General features: G+C 41.1%; 19 protein-coding genes. 10 read left to right on the plus strand and 9 right to left on the minus strand.

Going from position 1 to position 21,566, the window contains the following annotated elements; all coding sequences use genetic code 11:
* The first annotated feature begins 242 nt into the window (after window positions 1-242).
* From CAL6303_RS05980 to CAL6303_RS05990, 3 genes are all read left to right on the plus strand, one after another.
* Window positions 243-887: a class I SAM-dependent methyltransferase gene (locus CAL6303_RS05980; RefSeq protein WP_015196953.1), complete on the plus strand. Its 645-nt coding sequence runs from the start codon at window positions 243-245 to the stop codon at window positions 885-887.
* A 216-nt stretch (window positions 888-1,103) separates the two neighbouring features.
* Window positions 1,104-1,613 carry a hypothetical protein gene (locus tag CAL6303_RS05985; RefSeq protein WP_015196954.1) on the plus strand — a complete coding sequence of 170 codons (510 nt, stop codon included), beginning with the start codon at window positions 1,104-1,106 and terminating at the stop codon, window positions 1,611-1,613.
* A 46-nt stretch (window positions 1,614-1,659) separates the two neighbouring features.
* Window positions 1,660-2,547 carry a hypothetical protein gene (locus CAL6303_RS05990; protein WP_015196955.1) on the plus strand — a complete coding sequence of 296 codons (888 nt, stop codon included), beginning with the start codon at window positions 1,660-1,662 and terminating at the stop codon, window positions 2,545-2,547.
* A 466-nt stretch (window positions 2,548-3,013) separates the two neighbouring features.
* Here the strand turns inward: CAL6303_RS05990 and CAL6303_RS05995 are convergent, their stop codons facing one another.
* On the minus strand, window positions 3,014-3,865 hold the full coding sequence (locus CAL6303_RS05995) for a helix-turn-helix domain-containing protein (protein ID WP_015196956.1): 852 nt from the start codon (window positions 3,863-3,865) through the stop codon (window positions 3,014-3,016).
* Window positions 3,866-4,126: 261 nt separating this feature from the next.
* On the opposite strand from CAL6303_RS05995, the gene CAL6303_RS06000 reads away from it, so the two are divergent.
* Window positions 4,127-4,969, plus strand: coding sequence for an alpha/beta hydrolase (locus tag CAL6303_RS06000; RefSeq protein WP_015196957.1), 843 nt, complete (start codon window positions 4,127-4,129; stop codon window positions 4,967-4,969).
* A 473-nt stretch (window positions 4,970-5,442) separates the two neighbouring features.
* Complete coding sequence (locus tag CAL6303_RS06005; protein ID WP_015196958.1) at window positions 5,443-6,534, plus strand: helix-turn-helix domain-containing protein; 1,092 nt, start codon at window positions 5,443-5,445, stop codon at window positions 6,532-6,534.
* Between the two features lie 50 nt (window positions 6,535-6,584).
* On the opposite strand, the gene CAL6303_RS06010 is transcribed toward CAL6303_RS06005, so the two are convergent.
* The 3 genes from CAL6303_RS06010 to CAL6303_RS06020 all read right to left on the minus strand — a co-directional run bounded on the left by CAL6303_RS06010 (window position 6,585) and on the right by CAL6303_RS06020 (window position 10,408).
* Entirely contained in the window at window positions 6,585-6,869 is a 285-nt protein-coding gene (locus CAL6303_RS06010; RefSeq protein ID WP_015196959.1) for a hypothetical protein, read from the minus strand.
* 147 nt (window positions 6,870-7,016) lie between these two features.
* Window positions 7,017-10,070, minus strand: a complete 3,054-nt coding sequence (gene ppc / locus CAL6303_RS06015; protein WP_015196960.1) for a phosphoenolpyruvate carboxylase — start codon at window positions 10,068-10,070, stop codon at window positions 7,017-7,019.
* 101 nt (window positions 10,071-10,171) lie between these two features.
* Window positions 10,172-10,408 carry a hypothetical protein gene (locus tag CAL6303_RS06020; RefSeq protein ID WP_015196961.1) on the minus strand — a complete coding sequence of 79 codons (237 nt, stop codon included), beginning with the start codon at window positions 10,406-10,408 and terminating at the stop codon, window positions 10,172-10,174.
* A gap of 550 nt (window positions 10,409-10,958) precedes the next feature.
* On the opposite strand from CAL6303_RS06020, the gene CAL6303_RS06025 reads away from it, so the two are divergent.
* Together CAL6303_RS06025 and CAL6303_RS06030 are read left to right on the plus strand one after the other, a co-directional pair.
* Window positions 10,959-13,814: a hypothetical protein gene (locus tag CAL6303_RS06025; RefSeq protein ID WP_015196962.1), complete on the plus strand. Its 2,856-nt coding sequence runs from the start codon at window positions 10,959-10,961 to the stop codon at window positions 13,812-13,814.
* Between the two features lie 52 nt (window positions 13,815-13,866).
* Window positions 13,867-15,378, plus strand: a complete 1,512-nt coding sequence (locus CAL6303_RS06030; RefSeq protein ID WP_015196963.1) for an MBOAT family O-acyltransferase — start codon at window positions 13,867-13,869, stop codon at window positions 15,376-15,378.
* Between the two features lie 161 nt (window positions 15,379-15,539).
* On the opposite strand, the gene CAL6303_RS06035 is transcribed toward CAL6303_RS06030, so the two are convergent.
* From CAL6303_RS06035 to CAL6303_RS06055, 5 genes are all read right to left on the minus strand, one after another.
* Window positions 15,540-16,286, minus strand: a complete 747-nt coding sequence (locus CAL6303_RS06035; protein WP_015196964.1) for a cobalt-precorrin-6A reductase — start codon at window positions 16,284-16,286, stop codon at window positions 15,540-15,542.
* Between the two features lie 79 nt (window positions 16,287-16,365).
* Window positions 16,366-16,764, minus strand: coding sequence for a PIN domain-containing protein (locus tag CAL6303_RS06040; protein ID WP_015196965.1), 399 nt, complete (start codon window positions 16,762-16,764; stop codon window positions 16,366-16,368).
* Window positions 16,761-16,964, minus strand: coding sequence for a type II toxin-antitoxin system VapB family antitoxin (locus tag CAL6303_RS06045; RefSeq protein ID WP_015196966.1), 204 nt, complete (start codon window positions 16,962-16,964; stop codon window positions 16,761-16,763). The genes CAL6303_RS06040 and CAL6303_RS06045 overlap by 4 nt, the downstream gene beginning before the upstream one ends.
* Window positions 16,965-17,219: 255 nt before the next feature.
* On the minus strand, window positions 17,220-18,257 hold the full coding sequence (cbiD, locus tag CAL6303_RS06050) for a cobalt-precorrin-5B (C(1))-methyltransferase CbiD (protein WP_015196967.1): 1,038 nt from the start codon (window positions 18,255-18,257) through the stop codon (window positions 17,220-17,222).
* 18 nt (window positions 18,258-18,275) lie between these two features.
* On the minus strand, window positions 18,276-18,698 hold the full coding sequence (locus CAL6303_RS06055) for a hypothetical protein (protein ID WP_015196968.1): 423 nt from the start codon (window positions 18,696-18,698) through the stop codon (window positions 18,276-18,278).
* A gap of 474 nt (window positions 18,699-19,172) precedes the next feature.
* Between CAL6303_RS06055 and psaC the strand changes: the two genes are divergently transcribed.
* From psaC to CAL6303_RS06070, 3 genes are all read left to right on the plus strand, one after another.
* A complete protein-coding gene (gene psaC / locus CAL6303_RS06060; protein WP_015196969.1) occupies window positions 19,173-19,418 on the plus strand; it encodes a photosystem I iron-sulfur center protein PsaC in 246 nt (81 codons plus the stop codon).
* Between the two features lie 487 nt (window positions 19,419-19,905).
* Complete coding sequence (locus tag CAL6303_RS06065; RefSeq protein ID WP_015196970.1) at window positions 19,906-20,625, plus strand: rhomboid family intramembrane serine protease; 720 nt, start codon at window positions 19,906-19,908, stop codon at window positions 20,623-20,625.
* Between the two features lie 234 nt (window positions 20,626-20,859).
* Window positions 20,860-21,531: a rhomboid family intramembrane serine protease gene (locus CAL6303_RS06070; protein WP_015196971.1), complete on the plus strand. Its 672-nt coding sequence runs from the start codon at window positions 20,860-20,862 to the stop codon at window positions 21,529-21,531.
* Window positions 21,532-21,566 lie beyond the last annotated feature (35 nt).

Consider the following 21,566-nt stretch of genomic DNA (forward strand, 5'->3'; position numbering starts at 1 on the left):
CCAAGGAGTGCAAACCCCTCAGACCTTATGTGATAAATCCAGGTAAACTGGTTTCAATATATTCCACGCTAGCGTCACAAAAATTAAATCAGAGTCGGATAGAATTAATTAAGCACGGATTGTTTCGCTATCGCCTTGCTTTTATCGATGAATTGAATTTTGTCCAATTACTTCTCACCTCAGTTTACTACTAACTAAAGGTGGCACTTGTTGCAAATCAAAATTTTTCTGATCAGATTTATATGTTACTTAATCCCAATCAACGTATTAAAATCGACAGTACCGACGACAAGCTTTTTTACTCCTTTCCTCGCTTCGTCACCCATGTAGATGAAGGTTTTATTCAGCAGTTGACTGATTTGTATAGTCAGCGTTTACAACCCAATACTCGCATCTTCGACATGATGAGTAGTTGGGTTTCACATCTACCAGAAGACATAAAATTCTCCTACGTAGAGGGACATGGACTGAATGCCGAAGAATTAGGACGAAATCGTCGTTTGGATCAATATTTTGTCCAGAATCTCAATGAAAACCTTCAGCTACCTTTGAAAGATGAAGATTTTGATGCAGTAATTAATTGTGTATCAGTGCAGTATTTACAATACCCCGAAGCCATATTTTCGGAAATTCACCGCATTCTCAAACCAGGTGGATTAGCAATTATCAGCTTTTCTAACCGAATGTTTTACCAAAAAGCAATTCAAGCTTGGCGTGATACTTCAGAGACAAGTCGAGTTGAATTGGTAAAAAACTATTTTAATTCAGTTCCCGGCTTTTCGATCCCCGAAGTTATAACTCGTGCATCCTCTGTTCCTAACTTCCTCCAATGGTTGGGTGCATCTGGCGGCGACCCGTTCTATGCTGTTATTGCTTATAAAGAATAGTGAAAAAGGATCTAGACAGGAAGAAAATATATGCTTGCCATAGTCTCAGGGGTGTAAGACTTATTTAAGATCTATTGGCGAACAAAACTTCCTGCCTATGATACATAATGTTTATTTTGTGTCCTGGTTCTGGGCATACTCGCAGCTTTGCGGCTAAATTCGAGTAGATGCTCAAACTATTACCGTCAGCATTTTAGGTATAACGAGGAGTTACGTATGGCTTTACCAAGGATCCGTAGAGTATTCGCAGCATTGCTACTGTCAGTTATATTACTGACAACAGCTTGTCAAAGCAAGGCTCCTAGCCAATTTGATACAGCCCAAAAGGAAAGTAGCCGTCAGCGCAGCGGTCAAGCAGTTGACAAAAAGGCAACACAAGGTAGTGAATTTAACAAGTTCTTCCCAGGAGATGGTGATGGCTATCAACGGGTTTACACCCAAGAGAAAAAGGGCTTTGCTGAAGCTAATTTGAAAAAAGGCGGCAAAGTACTGGCACAACTAGCGATTTCTGATACAACTAGCACCCCAACAGCAGCTGCTGCTTATTCTAACAGCACTAAAAAAATTGGTGGTTATCCCTCCAGAACCCTAGGAAGTACACAAACAGGTGTTTTAGTGGGTAAATATCAAGTTAAAGTTATTTCCAAAGATCCAACTTTTACCGCTAGTGATCGTGAAGCTTGGTTGCAAAAGTTTAATTTAGCTGGTTTGTCTAAGTTGAAATAAAATAGCTGAGACTCGTAATTTTACATGACTAAACCAGGAGAACTTGATGAGTAAAGCAATTTTTGAGTTGGTTGACGAATTACCAACTGGTGGTTTGACAATTTCGTTATTAAATGCGTTAGATTTTGTCGCTCCCGGTGAGTGGAGAAATATTACTGGTTTTGTGAATACCATTAAACACATCACTGGTGAGTCAGACGAAAGCCTAATTCAGCAAATAGGCGATCGCGCTGTATATCTATATAATGATCGTTCCCAAGGCTATCAGACCGCAATGCGGCTGTACCAAACAGTTGATAGCACCGATAAAGCTTTGGGTGCAGCAGCTTTGGCAAATAAAGTTGGCGAAAGTATTTCCTTTTTGGGTTTTCTCGATAAAATCACTCCCAAAGCTGATAAAGCTCAAACTATTGACTTGTCTTTAAAACTGGTAGCCGAATTAGTGGCATTTTGCCAAATTAATGGAATTCCTGGCGACAGTATTGGTGATTTCGTCGCTTCACTAGGTGAATATAGCGGTGAATCATTAATTCGTATGGTTGCCCTGGTTTGTGTTGATGGGTTAATTCCCCTAGGTCCAGATTTTATCCAAAAAGCAACATCTGGTTTAAGTCAAATGCAACCACAGGAGTTGGAACAAAACTCGACTTTCAAAAATATCCAAGATGCGATTCCTGGTAATGGCGCAGGTGGAAAGCTCAACTTTATTGGTGAAAGTTTTGACTCAGTAAAAGGCTGGATGACTAACCTGGTAAGCACTAATAATCTATCCCCTGAGAGAGTTTTGGGTAATCTTCAAGGCGTTATGCAAATTGCTGATGATAAGCTCGATTATGTGGCTGCGTTCATTGATATGTCTACCAACTATTATGAGCATACAGGTACACAAACTTTAGCACGACGCTTGATTGAGCGGGCTTTCGCTGAAATTTAGTCACTTGATTATTAAACCTCGTCTATCTTGAAAACTGTAGTTTTCCATCAAGATCTTAAGTAGGCGTAGCCAGCCCTACGGGCATACTAGCTTCGTCTACGTGAACGGCAACCCCTTTGGGGAAGGACAAGCCGCTGTGCGTCTACGCAATGACGCATTTAAATCGCTCAAAAAACTCCGGATTTCATCATAGAAGAGGTTTAGTTCAATTCAGACTAAGTGTAGGGCAAGCATTCCATCTGCCCTACATAAATTTGAAAATACGAGGTTTTTGATATCTATCTAGCCAACGTCGAAATTCATAGCGTAATTTTTGTACTTTTTCTGTAGTTTGCTCGGGGCGGCACGTCTGCGGAGTTGGATGACCCCCCAAAGCTGCCTTGTTAAATCCCCGTTACAAAATAGACTTATCACTTATTACTGATTACTCATTACTTCTTTTTTAATTAGTATTACACTAGCAATTTTACTGAGGCTTTGGAATAGAATCCGGTGCTGGTGTGACTTCGGTTGCACTATATTTAGCCTCCTTCACACTGCCGACACTTCCCATAACTGTAGCTGGCTGTTTATTTACAGAAACTAAAACTGCCCCAGCATTACCTGAACGGATCGAGATCTCTTTTTGAGCAGTCCAGCTTTGTTTTTCTCCTTTTTTCATATTTCCAACAAATACGGTTTTCCCATCAACTTTCACCCGCATCCATGATTCGTCTTGAAGCTCTATTCCCATTTCTACACTAGAACCCACTACTGTAGATGTGGGAGAAATTGTAGGTGTGGGAGAAATTGTAGGCGTTGATATTACAGTACTACTAGGATTTGCCTGAGTTGAGTTTACCGGAGAAATCGTAACTTTAGGAGTAGCTTGAGCTTGATTAGTAGTCGAGACAGTATTTTTTTGAGCCGTAGAGTCCTGAGATTGCCTTGGATTCAATATATAAAAAAGTCCAAAGGAAGCTGCTGCTAGTAATAAAATATACGGTATTGCAAGAGGTACATATAAACTTGATTTTTTTTCTAAATTAAGATCATCATTATTAACCTCTATTGGCGGTAGTAGAGGACTAAATTTATCAGCTAAATTAAGACCATTTAAACCCATACCTTCAGCATAACGACGGATAAAACCTTGGACGAAAATAGCCTCCGGTAAATCTTCCGCTCGTCCCTCTTCTAAAGCCAGTAAAAATGCTGGTTTTATTCGCGTATGCATTGATACTTCTTCAATACTAATTCCATGTTCTTGACGTATTTGCTGTAAATGTGAACCTATTTCGCGGAATAATTTTTCTTGAGCCTCGTCTAAAAGCTTCACTGACTTCTCCTAGATATTTCTTAATGCATTATATTCAATAAAGAAAGCACTTAAATATGTGTATATTCTTTAACTCATTAATCTCGCTTATTCAAAGTATATTTTGAATAATACGTTCATAAGATTTAGGGTACCAAATTTAGTGAATTAAATAGTGATAAATTATTGTATTTAGTCATAAATAAAACGGGGTGATAAAAGCTGCAACCTTTTATAGATTTATCAGTACAAATTGGACTGTGGGTAACAGCGGTGAGTGCGATGGCTGCACCCGCCGTAGGCATCGCCTATTGCGCTGCTTGCTGTTTTATTATTATCCAACAGCCAAAGTTTATTTTTTTCCCTTCCAGTGTAGTTGACACCACACCAGCAAAGTTAAACTTGCCTTATGAGGAGGTATGGCTTTCTGTTCCAGTCACTGCAACCAAAGTAGAACGAATTCATGGATGGTGGATTGAAAACCAACAATCTCCAAAGACAAAAGTTTTACTGTACTTCCACGGAAATGGTCTGAATATCTCAGCAAACCTAAGTGCAGCTAGAGGGTTTAATCAGGCTGGTTTTTCAGTGCTTCTGATTGATTATCGAGGATATGGACTTAGTGAAGGTGGTTTTCCTAATGAACAACGTATTTATCAGGATGCTGCTACAGCGTGGAATTACTTAATTGGAGAGCGTCAAGTTAAACCAAGAAATATTTTTATTTATGGTCACTCCCTTGGAGGTGGTGTAGCAATTGATTTGGCAGCCAAAAATCCAGAGGCAGCAGGTTTAATTGTAGAAGCAACATTTAGCTCAATCCGCGATATTGTCAAATACCGGAAACAATTTTGGATGTTCCCCGTCGATTTGATGGTAACGCAGCGGTTCGAGTCAATCGCAAAAGTACCGAAGTTAAAGATGCCAGTTTTATTCATTCATGGCGTTAACGATTCAACCATCCCCGCATCAATGACAGAAAAGCTTTATGCTGCAACCCCAGAACCAAAACTATTACTTTTGGTACCAGGTGCAGATCACAATGATATTGGCGCATTTGCACCACAAAAATATCGGCAAGCTGTGGAATCTTTTCTGAAATTGGTAGATGGGGATAGTAAATAGAGATACCTTACCGTTACACGGCAGGATTTTCTCTAAGTTAGTAAAAGTACTTGCTACTACGAAATATCTCAGACAGTAAATAATCGACTTTTGAGGTTGGAGATTATGTTGATCTCCAACCTCTGTTAAAAAACAATTAATGAGTAATAAGTCTGTTTTGTAATGGGGATTTACACAAGGCAGGTTTGTAGTGGAAGTTTCCCTCACCCAAAACCGGCTGCCTGTTTTGGCAGCACATTCAAAATAGTAAATTCACTGATTAGGGATTTTATAATTTTACAAATATCTTGATTAATCCGCTATTTTACTGATACAGAACTTGAATAAAAAGTCAGTATCAGGACATTTTAATGTATTTATAAAAACGCAATAAATAATACTCAATAATCCGGAAATATCAAGATAAGTGTAGAAGAAATTACACAGATGAAACTGCCTTTGTTTAATAGCTAACTACGATTTACGACAAGATTATGACACCCTTATATTCGTTAACAACCCCTGGAAATCAGACTATTGAAATCTCTCAAGACGAATTGCGATCGCTATTAGGTCGAATCGAAACTGAACTGCATCGCAGCAAAGTTTACCGTCGTGCCTTAGCAACCGTACAAAAAATGCTTGGTGATTCTGCTGACGATGCCAAGCTGTTATTTAAGGCTGTCGGTAGAGAAGCAATCGGTTTAGCTTTTAGGCAGTTTTCTCAACAAAATACAGAAGATAAGAAAATTACCCCCGAACTACACCCAACTCCAGAAGAATCCATAATTTCTGCAAACATTACTCCAGATAGTAGTGAAATTACTAGCGATTTATCTGCATGTTTAACAAGTGTCAAAGTTCATCCCGACTCAATTATTGCTAATCCTGGGGAAATAAATTTAAATTTAGAAACACCACGAGTAAGTAGTGTTACTAGTAGTCATAAAACAACCGAAACAAATACGACTATCCCTTCTTTAAACTGGTTGAAACAAAAAAAACCTTCCCCAGCAGAAATTAGTCAACAACTAACAGAAAAACGCAGCGAATCTCTACAGGAAATTGGTAAACAATTACGTGTAGCCCGTGAACTTCGCGGATTATCCCTAACTGAACTCAATACCTATACCCACGTCCAAATTCATCTCATGGAGGCAATTGAGAATGGAAAATGGGATGAATTACCTGAAGATGTCTATGTTAGGGGCTTTATCCGCGTGATGGCTAATAGTTTGGGGCTGAATGGTACAAATTTAGCAGCTTCATTGCCACAGCCAGAACCAGTCAAAGCTGTTTTACCTTCTTGGTATGAAACGGGTAAAAAATCTAGCAGTTTTGATTTTCAAGTCAATCCAATGCATTTGTATCTGGGTTACACAGTTCTAGTTGCAGGTGCAGTTGGAGGATTATCAGTGATGTCACAGCAAGCAAACTCTAATAAGTTAGTGAGTCCTAATCCTAATACTTCTTCTTCTGTGAGTGATTCTCATCGAAACCAAGAACCAAGCAACAAGCCAGGATTACAGTCAAATAGTCAAGGTGTAAAAGTAGGTAATGATATTGCACCACCAGAAACCCTTTAACGAACTTTAGGGGGTCAAATCCCCCTTACAAAACTTAGTTGCGACTTGTTTTAAGATTTAGGGCTTCGACGCGCAACCAAACCCCCAACAAAGGCTCCTAAAACTACCCCTGTCCATGCTCCTGTGGTACTGCCTTGCCACATGGCAACTGGTGTTGAAGAGACGTAACATAGTTCTTTAAAACCCCAGCCCTGAGTTTGGCATTTTTGATTGCTAAGGTTTACAGCTATTTGCCCACCTATGAATCCTGCAAAAACCCCTGATGTGAGGGCGATGAGGGTACAAGTTTTAGTAATATTGTCAAGTTTGCTGAATTGACCGATTATTTTAAACATGTAATTTCTCAGTAGGGTAAAGTCGCTTGAGTCGTGTTTCCTCTCAGGTTTAAAGACACTGAGTTTCCACACATTCCAGGAAGTTTGATGAGCTTTCTAGCAGGTATTTCTTCCTGTCCTCTGCTAGAAAGTCCATGTTTTTCTTCTTCAACCTGTGTTTCTCATTCCAGCGGCGATACCGTTGATAGTCAGCAAGGCACCACGTAGTAGTTCCCCTTTACTGTAGCGGGAATGAATTACGGCTGAGGTGGGGATATTTTTGGATTGGCGCAAACGTTTGAGTAGGGACACCTGAATAAATCCTAGGGGAACAATTGTCCCGTTGCGTAATTGTACTGAGCGCTGAAGTACAGGGTCGCCATCTAAAAGACATTTATTCCCGGTAATTTGCAGAACTAAATTTCGGGTGAGATAGTATTCTTCGGCAATTTGGGCGAAGACTTTATCAAATCGGGGTTTGTCTTCGGGATGTGATAATTCCTGGACGTAATGACTTGCCATTTGTAAGTCTACTTTAGCCAGGGTCATTTCGGCTTTGGAAATTACCATTTTGAAGAAGGGCCATTTGATGTAGAAGTAACGCAGCAGCTTCATGTGTTCTTCGGGTTCTTCGTTGAGGAATTCTTGGAGGGCGGTGCCGACTCCATACCAGGAGGGGAGAAGGACACGGATTTGTGTCCAACTAAATACCCAGGGAATTGCCCGCAGGCTGGTTAGGTCTTTTTTGCCGGAAGGACGACGGGCTGGACGGGAACTGATTTGCAGTTGGCTGATTTCTTCGATGGGGGTGACTTGGTGGAAGAAGTCGATGAAGTCGGGTTGTTCGTAAATTAGGGCGCGGTAGTGTTGACGCGATCGCGCGGCGAGTTCTTCCATGATTTCGTTCCAGGCTTCGATGTCGTCGAAGCCTGTTTTTAGGAGGCTGGCTTGGATGACGGCTGTGGTGATGGTTTCGAGGTTATATAGGGCTAGGTCGCGCAGGGAGTATTTGGAGGCGAGGACTTCTCCTTGTTCGGTGATTTTAATGCGTCCATTTATACTGTGTCCTGGTTGTGCCAAAATTGCTTCGTAGGCTGGTCCACCACCTCGCCCTACTGAACCACCTCTACCATGAAAAATGCGTAAACTTATACCGTATCCCTCAGCAATTTCCTGGAGGGATTTTTGAGCTTTATGGATTTCCCAATTACTGCTTAAAAAGCCAGAATCTTTGTTGCTGTCGGAATATCCTAGCATCACCTCTTGGAGGTTGGGGGTGAGGGGTGAGGATGTGGGGGAGAGGGAGTTGGGATGATTTTCGGTGATTTCGTAGCCACCTGCCAGGAGAGCGCGGTAAAGTGGAAGTTCAAATAGTTCACCCATGACACTACGCGATCGCAGTAAGTCTTCAACGGTTTCAAATAGGGGAACTACTTGAATTGTCCCGATTGCGGTACCAGGATCATAAAGTCCGGCTTCTTTGGCAAAAAGTAGGACTTCCAACACGTCGCTGACTTCACGACACATGCTGATGATGTAGGTTTGGCAGACATTATAGCCAAATTCTTGTTGAAGCGATCGCACGATGCGGAAAGTGCTGATTACGTCGTTGGTTTTCTCGGAAAATGGTAGTTCTGCGGCAATTAGGGGACGACGGGTTTTAAGTTCGCTGGTTAACCAAGCTACCCGCTCAACTTCGCTCATGTCGTTGTAGGGTTTGTTTAAAATCCCTAAATACTCGACAACTTCGTTTAACGCATCGGCATGACGAGATGATTCTTGACGAATATCTAGCTGTGTCAGGTTAAAGCCGAAAATTTCCACTTGACAAATGAGGTTTTCTAGCTGTTGGCTAGTTAAACCTGTTTCCGAAAGGTTGTGTTGAATTAGCCGCAGTTCCGCGAGGAATTCTTCTCCGGAATGGTAAACGTGATGATGATGTTCGTCGTTGAGAATTTCGCCTTTTTGTAAAGCTTTGTTCCGGATGCTGGTATTTTCCAACCGCTTGAGGATGTATGATAGCTTCAATCGATATGGCTCTTGGCGGTAGCGTAGTGCCAATTGATCGTAAACTTCGCTCATCTGCGCTTGTTCCATTTCCAGGGATTCCAGCAAATCGGGAAGCACATCACTCCACTGCATGGAGACACTAATTAACTCAATTAGTTGTTTTACAGCTTTGGTATATTTCTCTAGGACTATATTTCTTTGGTAACATGCAGTTTCCCAAGTAATTGCTGGTGTCACCGATGGATTTCCATCTCTGTCTCCTCCTACCCAGGAACCAAATTTACAGAAGTTTTTTTGAGGTGGTTCTAACCAGGGAAAGGTTTGGTTCAGGGTATGTTTGAAGCGGCGATATAGTTGGGGTATGGCATCAAAGAGAACTTCTTGGAAGTAGTGGAGAGCATAATCGACTTCATCTAGGACGGAGGGTTTAAACTGGTGTAATTCATCAGTTCGCCACCATAATCTAATCTCTTCGATTAATTGTGATTGGAGTTCTTCAGCTTCCCACAAAAAGCCGCCTGTGAGACTTCCACCTGCCCGTTTTTCTAAGGCATCCAATTGCTGTAAAAGCTGGACAACTTGACGTTGTTTCCCACGAATGGTATGGCGGACAATTTCTGTTGGGTGTGCTGTAAAAACTAACTGTACATCCAAATGGGAAATTAAACGTTGAATTTGTTGGGGTGGAACATTCAATTTGAATAGTTGGGGGAATAATCCGGAAAAAGTCCCTTTATGTTTACTATTGTCGGAATTATGCCAACTTTTAGCCAGCATTTCTGCTCCGACACCATTATTATGGTGAAAGCTTTCTTCATCTTGGCAGTATACGGTGCTTGTAACTGCTTCTTCGCCTTTATTTTCTGGTTCAGCTTCGTAGCGAGTTAATTGTTGGCGTTGTTCGTAATCTTGCTCGATAATATTGATCAGCTGAAAATACAGTGCAAATGCTCGTGCTGCCCTGATTGCTTCATTGATGCTCAATTGTTCGATTAATTTGAACACCGAAGCTGCCTGATCTTTAGTCGCTTGTCCCTCTGGTGAACATAAATCCCGCAGTTTTTTGAGTAAATCAACCGTTGCTTGACCACATTCTTGTTGTAATACTTCTTCCCACAGTTCTTCTACCACCTGAAGGCGATGGCGTAAAAATAAATCGGATGCAGGATAGATATTTACTGCTTCAGCAAAAGAGTATATAAGAGAACCCATATTCTTTTTGTTCTATAACCAACTATGGTTTATTTATCTAGCCTTGTCATGACTTACAGCTATCTTGTCTACTATAAGTACCGAAGAAAAAGGTATATTTCTTAGCTACTTTTTTGACTTTCAGATTCGGGAAAATCTAGAATTGGTAATCGTTCACCTCTAAAGATTTCCTCACTTGCTTGTCCAATGCTTTCCATCGCTTCAAAAGCGGCTTTTTGGGCGACTAGAGCTAGCATAAGTGAGGATGTACCCACCTGCAAAACAATTGACTGAGGAATTGCAAACAAACCGAGGTTAAATCCATTACTGGATGTGTTTTTGGGGTTAAGGGGTGGCATTGGGTTTATCTTCGCTATTGTAGAATCGTTGGCGTAAGCTCAAGCAAATTCGGATATCTTGCTTGAATAAGAGGCTTTTGGCAGGGAGAAAGAGAAGTTTAGGAACTCCACACCAGGGTTAAGAGATCATTCTACCCTGCCTTTTCATTCGGACATTACAAAACTATCTTGACGAATTTTGCAAGCTAATAGGATAACGAATTGCGAGGAAACTTAATATTGCAATAATTCTATAATTCCAGTTTACAAGGTTTCAGACACCAAAGGAGTACCGAGTTGAAAGTATGTAAGTTGTATGTGCAGCAGAATACAATAGTCAGAATCTTTTCAAGCTATAGGATGAATTATGAATTTGTAAATGCGGATGTCGTCGAACCTTCCCACAGGTTATATATGTGTTTCTCGAATAAAGTTTAGCTGTAGTCAAATCTCCGCTAACTTTGCATGTAGTCCCTCTGCTAAATGTGAGATTTAGCGATCTACAATTAGTGGCGAGTCTGTAACCAGATTTTTCTCCCGTCCCCGATGTTCTCTTGTAAAATCACTTCCCATGAAAACAGCATCACTAGATCGACAAAAGAATATAGTGCAATGGGTCAGCCAAGCAACGGGTATTAATACCTTGGGGGTGAAAATCAGGTTGCGAGGAAATGATCTACATATTTTATGTGAAGGGGGAGAATGTCCAAAACGGTGGCAGATTTTATCTGATTTGCTTAGAGCATTACAACAAACAGATTTAGATGCTTTGACGGCAAATGACAGTGAACAACCATCAATTTATCAAGTATTGGTGTACGGACGCAAAAAAGGTGAAAATCGTCCGCAGTGGTGTCACCGGGTATATTTAAATCAGTTAGATAGGCATTTGCAGCAGGTTGAACAAGCGCTGTTGCGTGATGCAGGGAAAGCTGGGGGGTTAATTGTTTCTAATGAAAGTTTAGCTCGTCAAGGTGATCCGGAGGCGATTGCCCGTTATTTGAGTGAAACTCTAAGTTCCTTTGGCATTAGCGTCAAGGTAAAAGTCAAGAAGCAAAAGCTCAAAGATAATCCCCAAGTAACTGAGAATCGGTTGTGGATTTTATGTCAATCTAGTTATAGTCCACCAGAATCTTTAATTGCCGAACCCATTGCCAAAAAGTTGCGTTATTTGAAGTTGACAGGGTACCAAGATGCGGTAATTGTCACCCAAGTAACGGGGGAAAGTAAACCTGACTGGTTGTTGCGGGTGGATTTGAAACCTCCCGATTTGATGTTGAAGGAATGGGCAAGATGGGGTGATTTACAGTCCATTTCCCGGTTGTTGCTGGAGGAATTTATTAGTGATGGGATTAAGGTGACAACTTCGCTTCAGGAATCGACATTACATGTATTTTGCACTGCTGCAAAGGTTCCTGAGCAAAAAATCTGTGTGGAAAAAGCCGGTTCTTTGTTGAATGCGATCGCGCCCCAGGCAATCTACAATACTGCTGTATATGGGCAGGTGCAAAATCAAAATCAACCTGCTTGGGTGGATTGGGTGTCTTTACCTGCTCAAGAACATCCAAATTTGGCGGTTTCTCCCTTAGAATTAGCTAGTTCTGGGGATGAAGCTGCGTTAACTTTTCTTTTGGAACGTGTTCTCAATCCTGATTTGGATTTACGGTTGAAAACTGGGGGAATTCGCGTCCTTTTACTACGTAAAGCTGATTTACTTCATGTGATGTGTGATGCACCTGTTTGTCCCAGTCGGAAAAAGGTAGCTGTGAAAGTTGCCCAATTGGTGAAGGAATTGCGAATTCCCGGTTTGTTAGGTGTACGCATATATGGCAGACGCGCTGGTAACAAAGAACCAGTTTGGAATCAGGGGATGGATTTTGCGACACGTCGCCGTTTTGTCCCCGAAGCAACACCAGAATTTGCTGTTTCTGCTGGGTATGTACGAGAACTTTTACCAGCGGATGTTGATGAACCAATTTTACGTCCTGACTTCAAAGCCTCAGAATTTCCCAGTTTCGTAGCTGAGGTTGCTCAAGATTGGACTGCAAGTGCGCGAAAATGGTTGGTAGCAACTCCCATATTTAGCGAGATTGTTGACTCTGATGAACGGAGTTTGCCGTTTCAAGGATACTCAGTGGCAGCTATTTGGGGATTTTTAGGTTTATTGCTAACCGTTCAAGTGGATTGGGGTTTAAATCAGGTGATTTCTCAGGATTCACCACCATTACCCAAGGTTGCAGAAACATCACCCGATCAAAGTAGCGATCGCACTGCTGCTTTTACTGGTGATAATAATGGAAATTCTACCTTTAACGCCTCCAGCTTTACCAGTGATACCAAAGAAAAAGCCACCGCTACAGCTATTTTACTGGCAGCGCGATCGCAAACTCCAACTTTCAACGCTCGCCAGTTGGATGAACAGTTAGCTCTGTATAAAGAGAAACTTGCTAAAGCTGGAAAACCACCAGATGTTTTGATTATTGGTTCCTCACGGGGTTTGCGAGGTGTAGATCCGGTAGCCCTTGGCAAGGGTTTGGCGGCACAGGGTTATGGTAATTTAGATATATTCAATTTGGGTATAAATGGAGCCACCGCACAGGTGGTAAACTTTATGCTACAACATGCCTTAGAACCCAGTGAAATCCCAAAATTAATTATTTGGGCAGATGGGGCAAGGGCATTTAATAGTGGTAGAGAAGATATCACTTTTCGTTCGATTGCCGCTTCTCCCGGTTATAAAAAAGCCATTGAAAAGTCATTTGCTAGGGGTGAAAATACTGATTTGGTGAAAAATCCCCAAGTGGTTGATAGCCAGCAAGAAAACAGTTATCAAGCAGTTAATAAATGGTTGAGTGACGGATTAGCTAGTGTATCGGCAACCTATCCCAAGCGTAGCGAGTTGAAAACCTTTTTGGGAGAACAATTAAAAATCTTTCCTGGAAGTTCAATTAAGGAAAGTAAAAATTCCAACGCAGAACAAGTAGTGGAAGAATCGGTGGATTTTGATGGATTTTTGGCATTATCCACCCGTTTTGACCCCGTAACCTACTACCAGAAACATCCGAAGGTATCGGGAGACTACGACAACGACTATAAATCATTTCAACTGGCAGGAATCCAAGATGCAGCAATTTTAGCAGTTCTCCAATTTGCGCGATCGCATAAAATATCCATCGTGTTTGCGAATATGCCTCTAACTGCTGAATACCTGGATTCGATTCGTAGCAAACACGAGCAGGAATTTCAGCAGTATATGGTAAATTTAGCCTCGGAATATGAAAACTTCACTTTCCGGGATTTAAGCCGACTATATCCCCAAAATAACGGTTTTTTCTCAGATCCGAGCCATTTGAACCGTTTTGGTGCCTATGAAGTCTCAAAGAAGTTGGCAAATGATCCGATGATACCTTGGATGAGTAATAAGTAATAAGTAATAAGTAATAAGTTAACTATCAATCCCGCGCTAGTAACAACAAACGATGAATTTTATATCAGTATTATACGGATTATTCTTATTTAGTGTTGTCGCCATTTATTGGTCGGTAGGAGAAAAAAGTTTACGCTTATGGACGTTATTTGGTGCTAGCGTAGCTTTTTATGCTTCGCTGCAAACTATATATATACCTTTGCTATTAGTACTGGTTTTTATTAACTATCAATTAGGATTATCTCTTGGGAAAAATACCTCACCAGGAAAACATAATCAAGACTTTCAAATATCAGATGAAGAATGGCAATTTGCTAACTCCGATTGGAATCGCCGCCGCTTGTGGATTTTAAGTTTTGGAATTGTTACTAATTTGGTATTGCTTTTTGCTTTTAAATATACGAATTCCCTATTAAAGCCCTTTCCAATTCTCACATCAATCATTCCCAATACCTCAGATTCCGGAACATTAAAAGTCATTGTTCCCTTGGGTATTTCCTATATTACATTTGAATGTATTGCCTATTTAGTTGATATTTATAGAGGAGCACCAGCTAGTCAAAAATTCATTGATTTCGCCGCATATAAACTCCTATTTACTAAGATTACATCAGGTCCCATCACTCGGTTTCAAAATTTAGCTAATCAATTTACAGAACCGAGATTACCCACACCAGATTTATTCGCAGAAGCACTCTGGTTAATTGCCAAAGGTGCAGTCAAAAAAGGTTTACTAGCAGATAACATTGGGATCTACGTTGACTTATGCTTTGGTAACATTCAAAGAGCCGGAAGTACAGATTTATGGTTAGCAATCCTTGCCTATGGATTGCAATTGTACCTTGATTTTAGTGGCTACGTTGATATTGCCAGGGGTAGCACCCTATTATTCGGATTAGTATTACCAGAAAACTTTGATTTTCCCTACTTTAGTACCAGTATTGCCGACTTTTGGCGACGTTGGCACATGACATTAGGAGATTGGTTGCGAAACTATCTATATTTTCCCCTAGGAGGTTCCCGTCGTGGTTTGGTGCGTACCTGCATTAACTTAGTAATAGTGATGTTAATTGCTGGCATTTGGCATGGTGCAGCACTCGGTTTCCTTGTTTGGGGACTATTACACGGATTTGCCCTAGCAGTACATCGTCTCACGGATGTAGTCAGCGATCGCACTCCCGCACTAAAGCTATTTTGGCAAACTCCACCTGGTACTATAGTTGCTTGGTTACTTACCCAATTGATGGTGTTCTTTTCTTGGATTTGGTTTAAACTTCCCAATCTCCAAGATTCAGTTTTGGTAGTGAAGAATTTATGGGGACATCCAGCAGATGTACAATTTGCTCAGTTGGTGTATGTAGAGTCGTTAAAGTTGAGTCCGATGCAGTTGGGGATGGCGTTTTTGTTTTTGGTGATGTGGATGAGTGTATTTTACATCTTTCAACGGCGACTGGAGGTGCAGTTTAAATGGCATTTGAAGTTGGTACTTGTGCCTTTATGTTTCTATTTTGTTTGGTTGCTGGCTCCTGAAGGGAGTTTACCATTTATTTATTTTGATTATTAGGCGTTTGGAAATTAGTATTTTTAACGCAGAGTTTCGCGGAGGGAAGCGCAGAGGTACGTAGAGAGAAGTTAGCGGGAGATTATTCTTCCGCTAAACTACCCTTCGGGAACGCTAAAAGCGAACGGAAGAGAAGAGGGAGAGAGAGAGGGAGAAGAGAGAGGTTAGGGAAACTCTTTGAGCCATTTTAACGCGGCATCAACGTCTGTGACTTTTTCTCCATGGGGGATTGGGGGACGTTGTATCATGATGACTTTAATTCCTAGTTCTCGTGCAGCGATGATTTTGGCGTAAGTTGCATCACCACCACTATTTTTACTAACTAGGGTGTCTATTTGGTATTTTTGGAGGAGTTGTTTTTCATTGTCCAACGAAAACGGACCGCGATCGCATAATAGTTTTCCCCCTGGTATTTGCGTTTCCGGTGGATCAATAGAACGCATCAAAAACCAAGTATCATGAAGGTGGGAAAATCTGTCTAATTGTTGTCTCCCAATGGTTAAAAATACCCGTTTCCCCAAACTTGGAAGCATCTCCGCAGCAGCTTCCACACTCTCAACTTCATACCAATCATCACCAGGAAGCTTTTCCCAACCAGGACGTACTAACATCAAGTTGCGTATACCTGTCTGTTTTGCGGCAACTGCTGCATTCTCAGAAATCTTAGCAGCAAAAGGATGAGTTGCATCAACCAGCAAGTCAATTTTCTCAGCTTCCAAATAATCAACCAACCCCGCAACACCACCAAAACCCCCCACCCGCACCAACCCCGAAACCTCACCCGGTTGACGAGTGCGACCAGCCAAAGATACCCTAACCTCTAAAGCAGGTATCTCCACAACCCTTCTAGCCAACTCCGCAGCATCACCAGTCCCCCCCAAAATCAGTAAACGCACTCCTCCCCCCCCCATTTTTCGTATCTCTATGCATCATGCAAAATCATTAATTTTCTCTAATTTAGAACTTACATTTCCAAACATCATGTTCAACTTATAGCAACACAATTGGAACGTGTATTTTAAAATTCTCAAAATCCTTATCTTTAGTCAAAATATTGTAGCCACGATTGACTGCGGCTGCACATATCAAAAAATCAGTATTTGAACCTTGAACACCATTACTGCGACAAGTATTAAAAAACTCAGCAGCCAGTTCGTAATCTGTTATGCTTAGTTCTAAATTTGGAAAAGGACGGAGATAATCTCGTAATTTCTCAAACTGCTCAACATGACGGATACCAGAAAGGATCTCCTGACGAATAACTCCCAATAAAACAACCCGTCCATTAGTAATCAAATCACGAAAAGAAGTGATGACATCTGCTGCATTATCTGGTGTATTTCGGCGTAAAGCGAGTGACCAAACAGATGTATCAACAATAACACTCATGCCTTTTGTCGTTGCTGTTTATAGTTGTAATCAGAGTCATAGTCAATTGTGCCAAACAATTTCATAACTTGGAGTTGTTTGCGACGTTGAATATACTCTTGCAAAGCAGCTTCAATAACTGCACTGTTGCTTTGATAATTACCTAAAGTAAGGGCTTCTTGGAGAAGACTTTCATCTATTTGGAGATTATTTTCTGACACTATTTAACTCCAACAGAAATGATAACTTCATGATACCCCACATCAGACTTATGACAACTTCCAAATAATCAACCAACCCTCCTCTTCTCTCTTCCGTTCGCTTTTAGGGTTCCCGAAGGGAAGTTTAGCAGAAGAATAATCTCCCGCAAACTACTCTCTGCGCCCCTCTGCGCTTCCCTACCCTGCGGGTAGGCACGGAGTGACTTCCAAAGGTAGCCGCAAAAGCGTCTAATGCGTCCCTCTGCGTTAAAAATATTAAATCACCCCACCCAACCTATCAAACAACACCACACTCACCTCAACAGATTTCCCCGCATACTTTTGCACATAACCCTCAGCCTGCACCTTAATCTTATTTCTCAAATACCCAAAAACCGTCTCTGCCAAACCCATATCTACCAAAACCTTATAAGCATCATCAGCAGTTTTACATCCCAAAACAGCCTTAGCAGCATCTAAACTTCCCGTTACCTGAATCACCGCAGCAGCAATAATTTCCAGCTTCCCATCAGCCAAATGGCTCGAAGTATTAAAAATTCCCCCAGCTAACTTAATTAATTTACCTTGATATCCCAACAACAAAACCGACTCAGCACCATGCAAACCAGCTTCCACCAACAACGCACCCAACCAGTTACCAGTGGAAACAATTACATCTTCAGAAATCCCCAAACGTTGGGCAACAGATTTACCATTACTGCCAATACAAAATACTAAGTTGGGATGATTCTTAACTTTGACTCGCAACTCACTACGGAATTCATCCAAGTGTTCTTCTGCACTTAAAGGTTGAGAAATACCACTAGTACCCAACAAAGACAAACCCTCTAAAACTCCAAAAGCCTCATTGGAAGTGCGTTTTGCTAACTCTCTACCCTCCGGTAGAATCACTTTCACCGTCAAAGATTTATCTTGAGGTATCAATCCCAACAAATTAGCATCAAACAACCGCCGCGCAAAACTATAAATTGCAGCTTCCCCCGTCGAAGTTTTCCCTAATCCTTCACCACCCTCCAGAATTAGCACTTCATCCTGTCGTGGAGATAACTGTACCCAAGCCCAAATTGGTGTATTCCTCGTCAAATCTAAGTTATCACCAGGATCACTTTGAGTAATTCCCAAAGCTGTTGTAGAATCTAAGCAAGCAACTTGCTGGATGAGAATATCTGCTGCATCAGGTAGTAAATCCAAAGTAATGAAAGATAGCTTTTCCTGGGGATTTTGGAGATGGAGTAAAGCCGCTTTTGCCGCAGCCACCGCAAAAACCGGTAGAGTGTAGCCAGTACGAACCATTGTTAAAACTTCTAAATCCTATTCATACACATGTTTTTCCGCAACTTTCCAATAGCGGGAAAATCGCTTCAAATCGATGAAGCCGTCATAGTCGAAAAACGGGTTAACTTCAAAGATTTCCACTTCCAGAGACTTTTCTTTCTCTATAGAATTACATATCATCGCAAATCGAGGACTAGGACTATCGATGGTGACAACCTTCGTCGCACCATGTTCTTTCGCAAAAGCAATCACCTCTGTTGCTACATCTCCCCGCCGAATCACCACAGATAACTCTAGTAAAGATTCGTAGATAAAAGCAATCCGTTTTAAGCTGATTTGCCACTCTGCTAATAGAGCATCATCCCATACCCAAATAGCAGGGGCATCAGGATAATCTTCAAATGCTGGGCTGTTTGGACTTAAACAGTCACCATGTACCCAAATAATTGATTTTGACATTACTTACTTGATTGGCAAACACTTGGAGTAGACAAACTTTTGGGGTTGAAATCTCCCGTTACAAAACTTAATTTTATCCCTGATTTGACTAAGAATAACAAACCGCAGACTATTAAGAATTATTTTAATATAATCCAAATTCAATAAAATCTGCATTGAGATTTTTCTATCTGGACTCAACCCAAATTTTTATCTTGATATTCATATATACGAAGCCTTCTGATTGCTTGTAACTTTTTAATCTCACCATGGGTGAAAACATTAAATCTGGGCAATTTTGTCCTCAACTTGCCATTTCCTGCCCGAAATATATAGTTACCCAATAACCAGTTAATCGCAACTCTTGCTTCTAAGCATTACATTGTTTGAAGTTATGTAGCCTTTTGCTTACGACAGATAGGACGCTGCGGTAAACTAGCCCTTGATTAATGATTCTTTCATCAGGAAAAGTCCTCGGAAAGGAGCCTTTTAAAAATGTCTCATGCTGTAAAAATCTACGATACCTGCATCGGTTGCACTCAATGTGTTCGGGCTTGCCCCACCGATGTTCTGGAGATGGTTCCTTGGGATGGCTGTAAAGCCGCTCAAATCGCCTCTTCCCCCCGCACCGAAGACTGTGTTGGTTGCAAACGCTGCGAAACCGCTTGTCCTACCGACTTTTTGAGCATCCGGGTCTACCTTGGTGCTGAAACAACTCGAAGTATGGGTTTAGCTTATTAGCACTTTTGTATTTTAGCCTGCATCAAGCAAGCTAAAACTGTGCGGAGGGGCATCTCGTGCAGTCTAAACAAAGCTCAGTTAATGTCCGACGGGATTACCGGGAGTCGCTGGGAAGCCTACACTGTATTGCTGGCAAGCAGTGTAGGAGTATGTCACTATTTTATCAAGCTAATAACTTGACTGAAGTTCAAATGTCGGGAAGTAGCACCAGGGCTGTTTTATCTTGCTGCTTTTCCTGAAATTTGTACCCAAGTCCCAATCTCAAAACTGATAATGTTATTAACAATATTTTTTTGAGTCACTATGTAGGAGCGAAATGCTCCTTTTTTTTGTGCTTATTTCCAAAACTCAACTTGAGCTTTTTTGGCAACGTTAAAGCTAACACTGATAACCAACTTTATGGCTATCCCATACCTGAGTTAGAAGTCAGCATGGTGAAAATCAGTTAATCTCAGCCTTGTGAGCAAGAATATGAGGAAAAACAACAATGGTTCCAATTAAAGACAACAATCCAACGACAATTACACCATATGTAACTTTTGCTTTAATTGCGTTGAATATCCTAGCTTTTTTATACGAGTCGAGCCTGCCACCACAGTATTTAAATGGATTTTTCCGATTATTTGCCGTAGTTCCTAGGGAACTTACCCTGAGTTTTCACGGTACTGTAATTAACCAACCTGTCCCAGAGGTGGCAACATTAATCACTTCACAATTTCTGCATGGTGGTTTACTGCACTTGGGCGGTAATATGCTTTTTCTATGGATTTTTGGTAATAACGTCGAAGATAAATTAGGTCATATTAAGTATATTATTTTCTATTTGGGCTGCGGAATTCTCGCATCCTTAGTTCAGTGGTACTTTGCCCAAGATTCTAATATACCTAACCTCGGAGCCAGTGGCGCGATCGCAGGTGTGATGGGAGCCTATATTTTGCGTTTTCCCCAAGCAGAAATTCTCGGAGTTGTCCCCTTAGGTATTTTCTTCCCCACGTTCCGGGTTCCCGCATATTTTTTCTTAGGATTTTGGTTTATTCAACAAGCTTTTTACAGCATTGCAACCTTGGAAACAACAACAAATATCGGCATGGAAAGCGGTGGTATCGCCTATTGGGCACATGCTGGGGGCTTCGTATTTGGTGCTATTCTCGGTCCCGTATTGGGTTTATTTAACGATAAAAAGCCGGGGGAAGAATATTTACTATAAACTATCATTTAGCCTCCAATACGGTTATTGTAAGGCAATTTGGTCAAGAACCAACCTTGTAGAGACCCGGTATATCCCGTCTCTACATCCTGAAACCTTCCCCTTCCCAGATTTCCTGATAAATTGTAGTTGCGTGGTTGCTTGCCAACTCCTAACTATCTGTAGCGCTAGATTCCACAAACTAACGCAATTCAGGCTATATTGACATTTAACCAATAATAACTAAAAACACCTGTGTTTCCTCTTTACGACGAAAACCCAACCCGTATCACCCCGTTTATTACCTACGGGTTGATTGGTATGAATATTTTGGTTTTTCTCCACGAAGTTAGCCTGTCGAATGCACAATTAGAGCAGTTTTTCCAGCTTTATGCGGTTATTCCTCGTCAATTAAGTGCAACTCCCGGTATTGAGTGGACAACCCTATTTACCTCACAATTTTTACATGGCGGTTGGTGGCACCTAATTTCTAATATGGTGTTTTTATGGGTATTTGGTAATAATATCGAAGATCGGATGGGGCATTTAAAATATTTAATTTTTTACCTTTGTTGCGGTGCCTTAGCTGCTTTATGTCAGTGGCTATTTGGAGTTAACTCGGTAATACCTTCTTTGGGAGCTAGTGGAGCAATTTCCGGCGTTTTAGGTGCTTATTTAATTCGTTTTCCCCAAGTTAAGGTAATGACTTTGGCTTTCCTCGGTTTCTTTTTTACAACTTTACGAATACCAGCATTCGTATTAATTGGGTTATTTATTGTCCAAAATGTTATATCTGGACTAGCTCAAGTTGCATCTCAAATGAGCGTAGATGGTGGAGGTGTTGCATATTGGGCACATATTGGTGGTTTTGTTTTTGGAATTATTTTAAGTCCTGTGTTTGGACTATTTCGCCGTGACGATTATTAATAGATTAAGCTTATTTAATCCCCGATTTTACTAAC

It is taken from the genome of Calothrix sp. PCC 6303 (genome assembly GCF_000317435.1).
GTDB lineage: Bacteria > Cyanobacteriota > Cyanobacteriia > Cyanobacteriales > Nostocaceae > PCC-6303.